Below are 14,487 nucleotides of genomic sequence, written 5' to 3'. Positions count from 1 at the left end.
GATGGGCAAGTTAATTCTAGAAAATAGATCCGAAATTTTCAGACCTTCTGCAAGGACTGCAAGAACTCCTGCATCGGTGACGAGAGATATTTTAAAGGTGATCGATACACCTGGAATGATCTCATTCGCAGGCGGACTTCCCGATGATTCTTTGTTCCCAATTGAAGATCTAAAAAGTATTTTCGAAACTTCTATTTCCAAAAAAGGCCCAAAACTATTTCAATACGCAGACACACAGGGACATTCCGACTTACGCGCCTGGATTGCGGATCGATATTACTCAGGTTCTTCTGCAGATGAAATTCTTTTAACCTCAGGATCTCAACAGGCATTGGATCTACTCAGTAGATACTTTATAGAAGAAGGTTCACCGATCCTCTTAGAAAGGCCGAGCTATTTAGGCGTAATCCAAGTGTTTTCTTCTTATGCACCTTCTTTTATTGGGATTAATTATACAGAAGAAGGTCCGGACATCGAAGAATTAAAGTACTCGCTGGAAACTTCTTCCGAAAAGCCAAAATTCTTTTATTGTATTCCTGATTTTCAAAATCCGTCTTCCTATTCTTATTCTTTGGCGGTTCGAAATTCTGTTTCTAAATTACTCCTGGAGAATGGAGTTCCTATCTTAGAAGATACTGCTTACAGAGAATTATACTTCGAAAAAGATCTTCCGGTTTCTTTATGTGAGTTAGGTCCGGAACACACCATCTCTATCGGAACATTCTCCAAAACACTTGCACCTGCACTGCGAGTAGGATGGATCAAGGCACCAAAAAAGATCCTAAAAGATCTGATTGTACAAAAACAATCGATGGATTTACATTCTCCAACTTTGAATCAGGAATTAGTATACGGATTTGTATCTTCTCCAAAATACGAAGAACATCTTTCCTTGATCCGAAGTGTTTATCACAAGAAAGCAAATCATACGTTTGATTGTTTTAAAAATAATTTTGGAGACTCGATTCCATTACAAATTTCTAAGGGTGGGCTATTCTATTGGTTGGAATTCCCACGAGAGATCAATACCGATCTCCTTTTCCAAAAATGTTTGGAGGCGGGGCTGGCAGCGGTTCCAGGATCTTCCTTCTTCGTTGGTAAGCCGGAAAGAAATCATTTAAGATGGAATTTTTCAAAAGCATCTGAGGAAGAAACAGAAGAAGGAATTAGGAGATTATTTCAGGTTTATAAAGGTATGTAGGAATATACCTTCTTTTTATTCTTCAAACTCAATGTCAAAAGGTTGCCCCATACTATCTTTCATTTCTCCTAGGCCCTTTTTTAAATTATTATCTTTATACATGGTATAGCCAAAAATGCAAAGTTTTCCTTCCAACTTACCTGCAATAACTTGCTCTCTATAATAGTCTTTCTTTCTTCGAACCGCATCCAATACTAAAAAGTTAATATCGATTCCGTTAAATTCCGAAAACTTCCACGTTGTACTTTCGTGTACAATGTTCGCCCTTGCGCCAACTTGGTTTATGCGAGAAAACATTTTTTCTACTTTCTTGCGCTCAGGGCTGAAAAGCACATGTTCGCAGATCATTTTTTCCGCGTTTAATGCATTTCCGAGATACACTTCTTTCCGAAAAGAATGTATAAACCTTCTTTCTTCTTCGCCGGAACCACTCATGCGGCAATCTACAATGAAAAGGAGAAAGAGAATTACATATACTGATGTAATTTTAGTCATTAGGAACTTAATCGGATTCAAAACTGAGAGAAGAGGAAAAAATTTTCGGCGGGAGGAATCCCCCGCCGATATGGAGGTTCAAAAGGCTTATATTAAGCAGTTTTTTTAGTTGGAGCAGCGGTTTTTTTAACTGTCTCCGTAACTTCGCTAAATTTTGCCTTGATAGCTTCGATTTGTTCAGCAGGAACTAATTTCTTAGCTTCTTCTGCAATCTGGTTATAAACTTCAAGAGCCTTAGCGCGAGAATCTTCGTAGGTTTTAGTAGCAGCAGTAGATAATTCTTTTGCTTCGTTTAAGAATTTGTCTACGAACTCACGAACACGAACAGATGCTTCTGAATTGTCGGAAGCGCCTTTAGCTGCGAGTTCTTGAAAACTCTTAGTAAATTCTGCTTTCGCTTTATCCAGACCTTCTTGTCCACTTTTAACCAAACCAAGACCTGCGTTCAGTACATCTAGAATTTGTTTTTCCATTTTTAGCTCCTTGGCACACCGTTGTGCGGCGCACAATCCATTTGTAGTGCGTAGCACAAATTGAGTCAACTAAAAAATGAAAAAAAGTTTCAAAGGCGAATTTTTACATTATTTCCGAAATGAGACGCCATATGGCAGGATTTTACCGAGATTTATATAAAATTTGCTGAGCAAAGTGTATTCGAGCGGGGTTATTTACAGGTTATACACATATGATAGCTCTAAAGAATGAAAATTTTTCAACTTTTTAAAACTCCGATGTTTCACGGAGCCATTCTCAAAATTTTTTATTCCAAAAGAGCTGGAATATATTTCTTTGCATCTTGTCCGAAAAACAATGCTGCCGAGTTCGGTTGTAGGATACTGATGATATTAAATGGATTCGAATTAAATTCGTTCACTCCAAAAACAGCATAATACTCTTTATTTCGATCTATCCAAGGATAGAATCCATTAGCTCCAAAACTGTGATTATTTACGTCCTGATCGCAATCAGTCGAATCATTGGGCTGAGAACAAAATCTCCAATTTCCTAATCCATAATGCCAATAATATCCGAACAAAGCGAACTGTGAATATTTGATCTTAGTATCCTCTTCATATTGATCTTTAAAAATTTCATTCACATTTGAAGCAGATATAATCGCGCCTGAATTCCCTTCATTCGCAAGCATATGCATGATCTTCGCATAATCGTTTGCAGTCAGATATAACCCATAAGCTCCCGCTAAACTTCCATCTCCGCTCTTATTAGAAATGTCAGCATACCAGATACCGTTTCCTGTTCCTGGATCCACGGTAATACTTAAAGGAGAAGCAATACAATCTTCAAAAAGGTCCTGCCAATTTTTTCCTGAATCTATTTCCGCCATTCTTTGAGCCACGGCCATATGATAAGAATTATAGTAGAATTCTTCTCCTGGCTGTTTAGTAGTTTGTGTATTGTCTCGGATAAAATCCGTACATAAATTTTTATCTCCAGAACTTGCACCGTTAGGTAGAGTAAAAACACAACTACCCATTTCATCGGAACTATTATCCGAATATAATCCTGAAGTGAAAGACATTAGTTGCCTTAAGGTTATAGTTCCTTTTACTCCCGTCCAACCTAAGATATTTCCGGTTGTAGTATTTAAATTCATCGAATTTGCTGAAGACCCACAAGTCCCGCTCACGAACGCCATGATTACGGATGCAGTTACCAATTTTGATGCAGAAAAAATCGGTCCGACCTTATCAGCACCCAATGCCCCTTTTTCTCTAAAGTACACTCTTGTTCCGTCTTTTTTAAAAACTTGGAAAGAAGCTCCGCTTTTGGATAGAGATGCAGTCGAATCAAAACATTCGTTTAAGGTCTTACATGCAAGTGCCGCTTGGATGGCTCCCAATTGCCCCATCGAATCTGCTTCTTCCTTTTTGCAGTTAAATAACAAAAGATTAAAACACAATAACAGCGCAAAAACGCCGACTTTCAATCGGAAAAAATCCCTATACATACTAATTCTCTTCAATTATATATTTTTAATATACAAACGATCCCAAGCGGAACCCCTTATATACTTTGGGGCCAAATTATCTACAAAAGAGAGAGAATGTCAAGGGGAGAGAGGAAAAAATTGAATTTAAAAAAAATGAACGCTTGTTAATCGGAAATTTTGTCAGAAGAAAATCGCATTATGGATCTATTGAGTAAACCAATGTTCATTTCTGCACTCTTTTTCAATCCAGAATAAAGAAGAAGGCTCTTTTTCGCGACTGCAAGTCTATCGTTCTTCTTTTCTTCTAATGTGAGTTCCGTATCATATCCTTCTGTGATTGCCAAGATCACTCTTTGTAAGCTGATCCCTAAGAATTCAGTGAGTCCTTTTTTAGAACTTATGCGATCGTCTATTACAGAAATCTCATGTAGCGCCTTTCGAATTGATTCTTTGTCCTTCTCTCCATTTTGGATGAGGCTGTATATTTTTTCGGAAATAATTTCTCCCGTAGAGACTTGTATTCCGAATTCTTTTAGCTCGTTGCGGATCTTATTCAATTCTGCAGATACTTTTTTTCCGTTGATTTTAGAAGATAGAAGTGACTGGATCTTCTCTTTAATCCCAGAAACCTCTTTTGTATTCGGAAGATTTTGTTTAAACCATTCTTTAAACGTAATATTCCTGATCCCTTCTAATTTCGCTCCGTCTTTTCCAAGATTGGCCCAAGGACGGTCTTTTTGTCTTTCTTCGAACCATTTTTTGAAAATTAGAAGTTTTTCGTTCGTCCTGAGTTTTTTTCCTTCTGCAGATTCGATCCACTTTGGCGGCAAAGCAGTCATTTGTTTATAATTATGATGTTCCCTTCTTTGAGTCCTGGATTCTAGAAAGTTCAATCTTTCTTCTAAGATCGCACCCTTACAATGAGCCTGTGAACCCGGAAAGGAAAGATCCTGCCCCAAAAGTAAAATGGATCTTGCATCCATCTTTTCCGCTAAACTGGCAGCATTTGTAGAAACGGAGCCGCCAAAATCCACTGCCCCTAATCCGTTCTCAGAAGCATTCTCCAAAAGTTTGATCCAAGGAAAAGGAGAAGAAGTCAGAAAGTGATTTTTTCCTATATAAGGCATTCTTAATGAATGATACGAAGTAGTTGGATCAAATATAAACTTTGCCTTTCCAGAATAACCTTCTAAATATTTTGAATTTAAAGGCTGGGGGTCAACACTAAACACAAGGTCCGGATCTATCCCCGATTTTTGTAGAATAAGAAGTGCAGTGTCTACTGCGATCAATATAAAGTTTTCTCTATATTCTTTCAGTTCTTGTAAGGAAAGATAAAGAGAAGGTCCCGCCCCACAAACAACTACATCCACTTTAGATTTACATAAACCGAATAATTCCTTTATGGGCTGCATATCTACAAGCTCAGGAAGGTTTCTGATAAAATTGCCGGTCCAGACTTTTTCAAATCTAGTTAATGTTGCAGTATTTACATCTTTCTTATGAAAGAAAGTCTCTGCCAAAAACCGAAGTTCTTGGTATTCTTCTTTTTTCCATTGTAGACTTCCTCTATGAGGAATAAAACTTACAGGATAGCCGGAAATCCCTTTAAAACCTTCGTAAAATGCAGATTCTTCATATGGTGGAAGGAATATCCTTAACTTCCCTGATAGTATCATAGGGGAAAAATCAAAAAGTGAAAACGCTGCCTTAATAATTTCTGGGAAAGGTTCCATCCACACGCAAATTATTTTATCAAATCCTAATGCATATTGTATGGAATAACCGAGACCTGCACCGAAAAATAGAAATGCTCTTTCTTCATCTCCTTTTTTTAGATCTGCAAGCTGCCTTTCTGCTTCTTTACGAGGATCCATAGAACTGTGCAAAAGAATATTATCGATCTTTAAACTAGGATCTTCTGTTTTTGTAGGAACGATCTCGAAATTGATCTGGGAAGATCCAATTCTTTCTGAGGCTTCCGGCGCGAAGCTGCGAAGTGAGGCCAAATTTTTTTCGAGTAAATCCGACCTGAATTCCTTCATTGGAAAAATACGTTTATCCTTTTACCTTCGTAAGAAGAACCCGGAGAAGGGTCTTGTTCGTAACAGAAACCGCTTCCGTGAAGTTTATAAGGAACTCCTAAAGGAGATAATAATTCTACTACTTCTCTTTTACTTCTTCCGACCAAATCAGGTATACGTTCTGATTTTCCTGTAAGCGGTTTTCTTTCTAACTTTGGAAGATTCACGTTCACAGTTCTTTCTCCCTGTTCTATGATTGGAATGATATTCTCCACCACTTCTCTGAATACAGGAGCGGCAAGTCCTCCTCCAGTGTGACTGTCTCCCTTGGGCTCATCAAAGAGTATCAGTCCAACGACCTTAGGTTTGTCCGCTGGAAAAAATCCTAAAAAGGAAGCGGACCATAATCCATCTTGGTAACCTCGACCAGATACTGCCTTTTGTCCGGTCCCTGTTTTTCCTGCGATGGAATATTCTTGGATGTATGCGTTCTTTCCTGTTCCTGCTTGGACGACTCGTGTCATCGCCTTCAATAATTTTTCGGTGGAGTATTCTTTGATGCCTACAGGAGTTTCTTCAGATTGAAATTCCTGTAGGACTTCTCCATACGAATCAGTGATATGAGAAACCACTCGAGGAGTAATAAATCTTCCTCCGTTAACTATTGAAGCTGCAGATGCAACCAACTGTATTGGAGTTACTGAAATTCCTTGGCCAATCGCCATGAACATTGGAGTTGTTGGCGTCCATTTGTTCAAGGTAGGCATATAGCCGACTGATTCGTTTGGTAGAAGTCCCGCTCTATCTCCGAATCTAAATCTTTTCATATATTCATAAAGTACATCATTCGGGATCTTCGAAGCTGCTTTGATAATACCTGCGTTGCAGGAATACTGCAGGATTTCTTCCAGGTTCACTTTTCCGTGGACATGAGTACATTTGATCCTGGTCTTTCCGTAGTCCACATATCCGGGACAATCGAATTTTTCGTTTGGATGTATTAAGTTTTCGTTAAGAAGTATGCTCGCTAGAAAAATTTTCATGGTAGATCCGGGCTCGTATACATGCCTGATCGCCCAATTTGTATGGGAATATTCTTCAAAAGATGAATAACGATTTGGATCAAAAGAAGGAAAACTGGCCATTGCCAATATTCTTCCAGTATGGATCTCCATCAAAAGCCCTACCGCTCTTTTCGCACCGGCTTCTTCGAATCTTTTTCCGAGAGACTTTTCCAATTTAAATTGAATGAGCCCATCTAAAGTTAAATGAAGATTTGCACCTCGTGCAGAATCTGCCTCAGTAGGTGTCATCAATTCTTGATTATAATAATATTCTAGACCAGAGAGAGCCTTATCATCATCCATTCCTGTAAAGCCAATAAGACTTGCTGCCAGACTTCCATGAGGATAAACTCTTTTAAATTCTCTTTCTCTTCTCACTCCTGGAAGCGCCATTTCCATGATACGACTTGCAGTTGTATCATCTATCTCTCTCTTTAAGAGGAAATATCTGCTTTTTTCGCGGATCAATGATTCTATCTTTTCAGGAGGAATATCTAGATAAGGAGAGATTTGTACTGCGGTAAAATTCGGATCGTATACGTTTCCTGGATAAATCCCGATCGTAGAAGAATCAATGGACAATGCCAACTCAATTCCTCTTCTATCATAGATAGCTCCTCGACCAATTCTTTCTCCATTCTTGAAAGCTATCTCTCTATCATTAAAAAATACTAGATAGCCTACCCGGATCAATAATCCGGAGAAAAATACACATAAAAGAATGAATAAGATGGTAAATCGTTTTCGATTGAGAAGGTTATAATCCATCTATGAAACTAACCGCTTTTATTAATTTCGGTCTTTTTCAGAATGATTAAAGAGCTTTTCTAGTACAAGTGAAATCCGAATAGGAATAATGATTTAAAAGCTGGAGATTACCTTTCCTCTCAATTTTTTGAAAGGAATTAGGCCGTAATTTCTGGAATCTGTGGAAAATTCTCGGTTATCTCCCAAAACCAGGACGTAACCGGGAGGAATCCTGCCTGAATCTCCAATACCAATATTTCCCGAGACTCCGATCACAGGTAGAATGGATGCAGATGGCGCCTGTGTAGTATAGCCTGTATTTAGAAATGGTTCCTCCAAGGAAGAATCGTTTATTAAAATTCTTCCTTCCGAGAATCTGAAAAAATCTCCAGGAAGTCCGACTACTCTTTTTAAACTTAGTTCTGCACCAATCCCATCCAAGACCAGTACATCAAATCTATCCACAGCAGGTTCTAAGATATATAAAACCCAAGGTCCTATCTGCGCGGGGAAGCCCCATTTTTTTACCAAGACCCAATCATTCTCTTTGTAGCTAGGCATCATGCTCGTGCCACTGATCAAATAGAATTGGATTACAAAAATCCTGAAATATAATATGAAGAATATCGCAAATAGGATCGGAAAAGAAAGTCTGATCCAACGAAATGCAGACTGCCTGATCGACCGAATTATTTCCGAATCAAATTTCATACTATATTTCTTATTGATTGGACGAGACTATGCAGTCTTAGTCTCGATCTTATTTTCCATAACTTTCTGTTTCTCTTTCCACCAAATAAAAGGTTGTTCTATCAGCAAAAAGATTGGCCAAGCAGCTAAGATAGTAAACCCAAAACATATAAAATATAATTTTGGAAGTACGCTTAATGTAACTAAAGTTTCCCCTTTGAGGGCCCACCTAGTTGCAATCCCCATCAAAGGGATATTCCATAAATAAACCGTAAATGTGATCCTGGATAGTGGACGGAAGATCGGTAATCCTAAAATTGTTTTGAATATTCCATCTTTCTGGATCGCCAGATAGATAATTAGAGCTAAGGCAATATTATAAAAATTATTCGCAAGAGTCAATCGGATGAAATGCTTCCAATTGAATGAATAAGAGATTAATATAAAAGCGATCGCAGTTATTCCAATAAGAGAATATTTTAGTTTTCCTAAACTTTCTTTTACTGGTCTATAATCCACATATTCTGCCAAAAGCATTCCTGCGATCATTGAATCGAATCGATTCTCGGTCCAAAAAAGTGCCTCTGCGTTCATGGACCCCTTAGAATATAGATAACATCTAGATAAGAATGGAATAATATAAATTATCGATAATATGATTACTCTTGTTTTTTTGGTTTTAGAAAATAAGAAGAAGGGACCAAGAACCACCATCAAAAGATAGATCTGTTGCTCTAAGGATATATACCAACCCACGTCCAAAACTCTAGGAAAGAAGTTAGATAAAAAGATACCGTCGGCCCAAACATAATCCGATGCCTTTTGACCTTTATCTATCAACCAAATCAGATCTTGACTCGGATTCGGTATATTTTTCAGAGCATTAAGTTGTTTATAAAAATAATAATAAGAAAAAGCTAATGCAGCGTAATAAGCAGGAAGTATTCTTAAAGAACGATTCGTAATAAATTTGCGATAAGGAAATTTGTTCTCTTTTTTATACGATTGGAGTATACCACCGTAATTTAGAAAGCCACCCAATACGAAAAATACGTCTACAATGGTCGTTTGATTCTCTACAAACCAGGATAACCAGAAAGGCATCTCACCCATGATCGGCTGTTTGGAGACCCAAAGATGGTTAGTCATTACCATCAAAATTCCAATCGCTCTAATTCCGTTTAATGATTCTATTTCTCCCTTTTTGGACGCAAAAATAGATAATATATAGGATTTCATAAAGAGAAGATTCCGTTTCCTGAATTGAATTAAAAACTTTTCGGGTATCTGCTAGCAAGAAATAAATCCGGGGAAACTTTAGATCTTAAGTTACGATTTCATAGATATGATAAGAAAAGATAAGTATTTGTCTTGCTTGGAAAGAAATTCCGGATCATCCTTCTACCCATGACTTCGAACAGCCCGATCTCACAATATGTTTCCAGATTCAAAGCAGAGAAGGGAAAGATTTTATCCTTTCTTTCAGCATTTCCTTTTTATGGAGAAGTCTTAAAGAATCATCAGTATTACGAAGCGGATAGGATCTCTCGAAATGAATTATCCAAAAAATTGGATTCTCTCAAAGAGCCTATACGCAGGATTGAAGAAAATTTCGTCCGAGAGAGAAGATTGGACCTAATCGGTTCTACGGAGGTCTTACTTTCCATCGTAGAAAGACTCAAAAACGAAATTATTGGAGCAAGTTACGGTCTGAACGGATTAGGAACTGGATTTAAGGCGACTGAATCAGAGCTGGAAGCTTTAGCAGAATGGGATTATTCATTGATCCATCATGCAGAAGAATTATCCGCAAATATTAAATCCTCCAACTTTTCTCCAGAAGTTTCAGTAGACACTGTGAGAGATTGGATTAGTAAGTTTAGATCTGAATTAGATGAGTTCGATTCTGCCTTAAAAAGTAGAAAGGATGTCTTCTTAAAACGATAGTCTTATTTTTGATTTGCCGAATGTTGAGTAGTGAATAATATATTTCCAAGGAGTTCTTATGGCATTAATAGACGTAATAAAATACGAAGGAAAACCGGGAGAGATTGTATGGAAGTTTCCCCGTAACGATATCAGTACCTTCGGACAGTTGGTAGTGAACGAAAGCCAAGAAGCTATCTTCTTCAAAGAAGGTAAGGCTCTGGATATTTTCGGACCAGGAACTCATACTTTAAAAACAGGGAACGTTCCTATTTTAGAAAAATTAGTGAACCTTCCTTTTGGAGGACAGACTCCTTTTACTGCGGAAGTAGTTTATATAAATAAGGCTCTCATCCAATTAAAATGGGGGACTCCAGCTCCTATCCAAGTAGAAGATCCAAAATATACGATCACGTTAGGAGTAAGAGCAAACGGTTCTTATAATATTAAGATCGTCGACTCGAAAGCATTCGCCGTTGGAGTAGTGGGCTCTAGAGGAGCCTATTCGCAAGACGAAGTGGATAATTTCTTAAGACCAATGATCGTGACTAGGCTAAGCGATTTCTTGGCAGAAGTTGTTTTAAAATCCGGAGAACCGATCACTCGTCTAAACCAACATTTAGAAGAAGCTTCTTCTGCAGGAAAAACTAAGATTCAACCTGACTTCTCCAAGTATGGAATAGAAGTTTTAGATTTTTTTGTTCAATCCATCAACTTCGATCAAAACGATCCGAACTTTCAAAAGATCCAAAAAGTTCTCGCTGACAAATTCGAGATCGACGCTCTCGGAGGTATGTACCAACAAAAAAGAATGTTGGATATTGGTGAAGCTGCGGCCAAGAACGAAGGTGGTAATGCTGGACAGGGTATGTCTGCTGGTATGGGGCTAGGAATGGGAATGAATATGGGCAATATGATGGCTGGAATGATGGGACAGAACAATGCCGGTGGGAATTCCAACCAGAATGACGCTACCGCAAGACTTACAAAACTCAAAAGTATGTTGGATCAGGGCCTGATTTCTCAGGAAGAATTTGATGCCAAAAAAAAGGACATTCTAAATTCTATCTAAAGTATGAGCCTTACCTTCACCAAGTTGAAAGCGGAATTTCGCTGTATCAACGATTCTTGCGGAGCAACTTACGATCTAAATGATATCATATACGAGTGTCGTATATGTGGAAGCCTTCTCCAGGTTTCTCATGATATGGGTGCTCTTAAAGAAAAATCAGGTAAGGAATGGAAGGACCTATTCGATTCCAGATTGGGTTCGGTAAAATTTCCGAACAGTTCAGGTATCTGGAATAAAAGAGAATGGGTTCTTCCTCATGTAGAAGATTCTGAAATCGTAAGTTCTGGCGAAGGCCTTTCTCATTTATTCAATTCCGAAAGATTAACAAAACATTTTGGTCTAGGTGGTCTTTGGATCAAACAATGTGGGATCTCCCACACAGGTTCTTTTAAGGACCTAGGCATGACAGTTCTTCTCTCCCAAGTAAAACATATGTTGAACAAGGGAGCTAAGATCAGAGCTGTAGCATGTGCAAGTTCCGGAGATACTTCTGCAGCGCTCGCTTCTTACGCTGCAAAAGCAGGGATTCCTGCGATCATTTTTCTTCCTGCAGGAAAAGTTTCCCAAGCACAATTGATCCAACCTGTTTCTAACGGTGCAAAAGTAATCGCGCTCGAAACAGATTTTGACGGTTGTATGAAGATTGTGAAAGAAGTTACCAAAGAAGCTGGTATCTATCTTGCAAATTCAATGAACAGTCTTCGCATCGAAGGTCAAAAAACAATCGCACCTGAGATCGTTCAACAATTGGAATGGAAGGTTCCTGACTGGGTCATTATCCCTGGCGGAAATTTAGGAAATGTTTCCGCACTCGGAGCAGGTTTCGAGATGGCGAAAGAATTAGGTCTGATCGATAAACTTCCTAGGATTGTTCTGGCCCAAGCTAAGAATGCAAACCCACTCTATCTTTCTTATCTGAAAAATTTCGAAGAGTTCAGTCCTGTGGATGCGAAGCCTACTCTTGCCTCTGCAATACAGATCGGGAATCCTGTATCAGTTCAAAAGGCAATTCGTACATTAAAAAAATTCAATGGAATTGTAGAACAAGCAAGTGAAGCTGAACTTTCAGATGCTTCTGCCAAAACTGATCTATATGGCCTTTACAATGATCCTCATACTGGAGTAGCACTTGCTGCTTTATACAAACTTATGGGCAAGGGAACCATTGCAAAAGGTGATCAGGTGGTCGTAATCTCCACCGCCCACGGTTTAAAATTCACAGAATTTAAACTCAAATTCCATGAAGGAAAGATCCCTGGAACCGATCAAAAACTGATTAACGTTATTCGATCCTGCAAACCTGAAGTAGGAGCCGTCATGGACGAAATCAGCGGTTTTCTACAGATGAAAGGTTAAAATTTTTCATTTCCCATTGGAAATTCCCGTTCTTTTTTCCTGGGCGTTTTTCGTTTTTTTCTCGTAAGCGCGCCGGGGTCCATATAATCGAGAATCCAAATGTACGAGGGAATCGAGGAACTTCCTCAGGAATTCCTCTTCGAGGTCGAGACGGCCGTAAAAAAAGAAGAGCCAATTTCTATTATTACTTATGTCCTGAGTACTCGGGGCGAAAATAAGCTTAAACATATCATCCAAACCGTCCTTTCCAAATATAAAAGAGAGGATCTCACCGAACTAATATTTACTTCCGCGAAAGAGCTGATCGTAAACGCGACCAAAGCAGCAATTAAACGAGTTCTATTTAAGGAACTAGGTCTTAATATCGCTGACCCTTCTCAATATGATTTGGGAATGGAGTCTTTTAAGGAAAACCTAGTCAGTAGAAAGTTTCCCTACTATCGTAGGAAAATGAAAGAGCATGGTCTATTTGTAAAAGTTACTCTAAGTTTCAGTTCAGACCGGATTATTCTATTCGTACAAAATAATTTCACTCTCGCAGTTCGAGAAGAGAAACGGATCAGAGAGAAATTTGTTCACTCTAAAGAATTTGACAATCTATTCGAATACTATATGAAATATGGTGATACTACAGAAGGTGCAGGTATGGGTATCACAATGGTGGAGATCTTGGTAGCCCAAAGCGGCTATGACCGCCATTTGTTTACGATCTATAGTCGCCAGGCGGAAAATAGAACAGTAGCTAGAGTCGAAATCCCCTTGGATCAGAATTATGTGCCCAGAAGGCAAAGATACCAAAAATGGTTACAAGAAAAGGCTAGCGGCTTAACATGACCTAAAGTTCTCCTTACTTCAGTTAGGTCTTTAGCAATATGGAACAGAATCCTCAGACAAGTAAACTCCAAGAGCAGGCAAACCAAATGAATCTTGCCTTGGAATCCGTTCATACAGAAGAACAAGCGATAGAACTTATCCAAGGAAAAATCAAAGACGCCTATCTTCTAAAATTAAGGATCGATGTTGAGAACAAAGCAGGCGTAGTTTTAGGATTATTATCCAGATATAAAAACGAATTTTTAGAATTATATTCCTTATTCTCCAACTCTTCTGTGATCCGAAAGATCAGAACCTTCGAAGATTTTGGTCAAATCTCTCATGATATTGCAGAAGCTGCCAGACAAGAAGCTCCAGATCCAGGTTTGTCTGATCAAGTTGCGAGAATCCTTCATACTAAATTAACAAAACAAATATTAGAACAATATTATCCAATGTGGGATCGTAATGATACCGCTGCGCTAGTTAACTTGTTAGAGAATCAAATCAAAGCTAGTATGAAGATCAATATGATCCGTGTCCAAGCAGACGTGGAATATGTATCTAGTTTAAAATGTAGAGGCAAAAGTTTTTTTGCAGGTATTATCCAATCCATTCCTAAACCACCTGAAGATCCGCCAGAGGGTGCTACTCCTATAGAAAATTTAGATCCAGAAAAAGCGGCAGTAATGCGCCAAATCGAAACCATTCGAAAAGGTTTCGGAAGAGTGGTGTTGGCTAAAACGATCTTATCTCCTGTAAATGGAATCGACTTCGATGATCTTAACGAGGGAGACAAGATCCTCTTGCAACTTCCTTCTGTTTCTCCTGAGGAAAAAGCTTTAGCTAAAACTTTAGGCGCGATGGACAAAGATGGAAATGTAAAACCTGTGATCGGCTCTTTCGTAGCAATCGCTTCCGGTAAAAACGAATATCATATTTTTGCAAAAGGTCCTGCTGGCGTTCTATTACAAGCATTCGAAGAAAGGCCTGTTCGCTTAGCTAGACCGAAAACTGCAGCGAATGCTCCGCGTCCTGCAGGTATGGGTTCAAAACAATCCGAAAGCAATAATGCTCTCAACTACGCGATTTTGGTTGGAGTGGTCTTGCTAGTTGGATTACTTGCCTTTATTCTTTTGAAATAAGAT

Annotated in this window: 13 protein-coding genes; 6 read left to right on the top strand and 7 right to left on the bottom strand. The window is 38.6% G+C overall.

The window, feature by feature from the left end:
• Window position 1 precedes the first annotated feature (1 nt).
• Window positions 2–1,201 (top strand): aminotransferase-like domain-containing protein, encoded by a 1,200-nt coding sequence (locus tag B1C82_RS12490; RefSeq protein WP_234008293.1) that lies wholly within the window; start codon window positions 2–4, stop codon window positions 1,199–1,201.
• 15 nt (window positions 1,202–1,216) lie between these two features.
• Here B1C82_RS12490 and B1C82_RS12485 read toward each other — a convergent pair whose 3' ends face one another.
• The 7 genes from B1C82_RS12485 to B1C82_RS12455 all read right to left on the bottom strand — a co-directional run bounded on the left by B1C82_RS12485 (window position 1,217) and on the right by B1C82_RS12455 (window position 9,411).
• Window positions 1,217–1,696, bottom strand: coding sequence for a hypothetical protein (locus tag B1C82_RS12485; RefSeq protein WP_157894129.1), 480 nt, complete (start codon window positions 1,694–1,696; stop codon window positions 1,217–1,219).
• 92 nt (window positions 1,697–1,788) lie between these two features.
• A complete protein-coding gene (locus B1C82_RS12480) occupies window positions 1,789–2,169 on the bottom strand; it encodes a phasin-related domain-containing protein (RefSeq protein WP_086447874.1) in 381 nt (126 codons plus the stop codon).
• Between the two features lie 287 nt (window positions 2,170–2,456).
• Entirely contained in the window at window positions 2,457–3,566 is a 1,110-nt protein-coding gene (locus tag B1C82_RS12475) for a serine hydrolase domain-containing protein (protein ID WP_157894128.1), read from the bottom strand.
• A gap of 245 nt (window positions 3,567–3,811) precedes the next feature.
• The gene (locus B1C82_RS12470; RefSeq protein ID WP_086447872.1) at window positions 3,812–5,692 is read right to left on the bottom strand and encodes a motility associated factor glycosyltransferase family protein; all 1,881 of its coding nucleotides are present in this window, start codon (window positions 5,690–5,692) and stop codon (window positions 3,812–3,814) included.
• The gene (locus tag B1C82_RS12465; RefSeq protein ID WP_086447871.1) at window positions 5,689–7,503 is read right to left on the bottom strand and encodes a penicillin-binding protein; all 1,815 of its coding nucleotides are present in this window, start codon (window positions 7,501–7,503) and stop codon (window positions 5,689–5,691) included. Before B1C82_RS12465 ends, B1C82_RS12470 begins: the two co-directional genes overlap by 4 nt.
• A 93-nt stretch (window positions 7,504–7,596) precedes the next feature.
• Window positions 7,597–8,193 (bottom strand): signal peptidase I, encoded by a 597-nt coding sequence (gene lepB / locus B1C82_RS12460; RefSeq protein WP_086447870.1) that lies wholly within the window; start codon window positions 8,191–8,193, stop codon window positions 7,597–7,599.
• Between the two features lie 27 nt (window positions 8,194–8,220).
• The gene (locus tag B1C82_RS12455) at window positions 8,221–9,411 is read right to left on the bottom strand and encodes an acyltransferase family protein (RefSeq protein ID WP_086447869.1); all 1,191 of its coding nucleotides are present in this window, start codon (window positions 9,409–9,411) and stop codon (window positions 8,221–8,223) included.
• 168 nt (window positions 9,412–9,579) lie between these two features.
• On the opposite strand from B1C82_RS12455, the gene B1C82_RS12450 reads away from it, so the two are divergent.
• The 5 genes from B1C82_RS12450 (at window position 9,580) to B1C82_RS12430 (ending at window position 14,484) form a co-directional block, all read left to right on the top strand.
• Window positions 9,580–10,119 (top strand): LIMLP_15305 family protein, encoded by a 540-nt coding sequence (locus B1C82_RS12450; RefSeq protein ID WP_086447868.1) that lies wholly within the window; start codon window positions 9,580–9,582, stop codon window positions 10,117–10,119.
• Window positions 10,120–10,177: 58 nt separating this feature from the next.
• Window positions 10,178–11,170: an SPFH domain-containing protein gene (locus tag B1C82_RS12445; RefSeq protein ID WP_086447867.1), complete on the top strand. Its 993-nt coding sequence runs from the start codon at window positions 10,178–10,180 to the stop codon at window positions 11,168–11,170.
• Window positions 11,171–11,173: 3 nt separating this feature from the next.
• Window positions 11,174–12,526 (top strand): threonine synthase, encoded by a 1,353-nt coding sequence (thrC, locus tag B1C82_RS12440; RefSeq protein WP_086447866.1) that lies wholly within the window; start codon window positions 11,174–11,176, stop codon window positions 12,524–12,526.
• Between the two features lie 99 nt (window positions 12,527–12,625).
• A complete protein-coding gene (locus tag B1C82_RS12435; RefSeq protein ID WP_086447865.1) occupies window positions 12,626–13,360 on the top strand; it encodes a hypothetical protein in 735 nt (244 codons plus the stop codon).
• A 38-nt stretch (window positions 13,361–13,398) separates the two neighbouring features.
• Window positions 13,399–14,484: an LIC10486 family protein gene (locus B1C82_RS12430; protein WP_086447864.1), complete on the top strand. Its 1,086-nt coding sequence runs from the start codon at window positions 13,399–13,401 to the stop codon at window positions 14,482–14,484.
• Window positions 14,485–14,487: the final 3 nt, after the last annotated feature.

It is taken from the genome of Leptospira venezuelensis (assembly GCF_002150035.1).
Lineage (GTDB): Bacteria > Spirochaetota > Leptospiria > Leptospirales > Leptospiraceae > Leptospira_B > Leptospira_B venezuelensis.
The sequence above is the reverse complement of the archived record's forward strand: the minus strand, read 5'-3'. Positions and strand labels throughout refer to the sequence as shown.

What these genes read in the sequence shown, in the direction of transcription:
- B1C82_RS12475 (WP_157894128.1), bottom strand. Translation starts at nt 3,566, where the DNA reads ATGGGGCAATTGGGAGCCATCCAAGCGGCACTTGCATGTAAGACCTTA.
- B1C82_RS12470 (WP_086447872.1), bottom strand. Translation starts at nt 5,692, where the DNA reads ATGAAGGAATTCAGGTCGGATTTACTCGAAAAAAATTTGGCCTCACTT.
- B1C82_RS12430 (WP_086447864.1), top strand. Translation starts at nt 13,399, where the DNA reads ATGGAACAGAATCCTCAGACAAGTAAACTCCAAGAGCAGGCAAACCAA.
- B1C82_RS12485 (WP_157894129.1), bottom strand. Translation starts at nt 1,696, where the DNA reads ATGACTAAAATTACATCAGTATATGTAATTCTCTTTCTCCTTTTCATT.
- B1C82_RS12435 (WP_086447865.1), top strand. Translation starts at nt 12,626, where the DNA reads ATGTACGAGGGAATCGAGGAACTTCCTCAGGAATTCCTCTTCGAGGTC.
- B1C82_RS12455 (WP_086447869.1), bottom strand. Translation starts at nt 9,411, where the DNA reads ATGAAATCCTATATATTATCTATTTTTGCGTCCAAAAAGGGAGAAATA.
- B1C82_RS12450 (WP_086447868.1), top strand. Translation starts at nt 9,580, where the DNA reads ATGACTTCGAACAGCCCGATCTCACAATATGTTTCCAGATTCAAAGCA.
- B1C82_RS12490 (WP_234008293.1), top strand. Translation starts at nt 2, where the DNA reads ATGGGCAAGTTAATTCTAGAAAATAGATCCGAAATTTTCAGACCTTCT.
- lepB (WP_086447870.1), bottom strand. Translation starts at nt 8,193, where the DNA reads ATGAAATTTGATTCGGAAATAATTCGGTCGATCAGGCAGTCTGCATTT.
- B1C82_RS12465 (WP_086447871.1), bottom strand. Translation starts at nt 7,503, where the DNA reads ATGGATTATAACCTTCTCAATCGAAAACGATTTACCATCTTATTCATT.
- B1C82_RS12480 (WP_086447874.1), bottom strand. Translation starts at nt 2,169, where the DNA reads ATGGAAAAACAAATTCTAGATGTACTGAACGCAGGTCTTGGTTTGGTT.
- B1C82_RS12445 (WP_086447867.1), top strand. Translation starts at nt 10,178, where the DNA reads ATGGCATTAATAGACGTAATAAAATACGAAGGAAAACCGGGAGAGATT.
- thrC (WP_086447866.1), top strand. Translation starts at nt 11,174, where the DNA reads ATGAGCCTTACCTTCACCAAGTTGAAAGCGGAATTTCGCTGTATCAAC.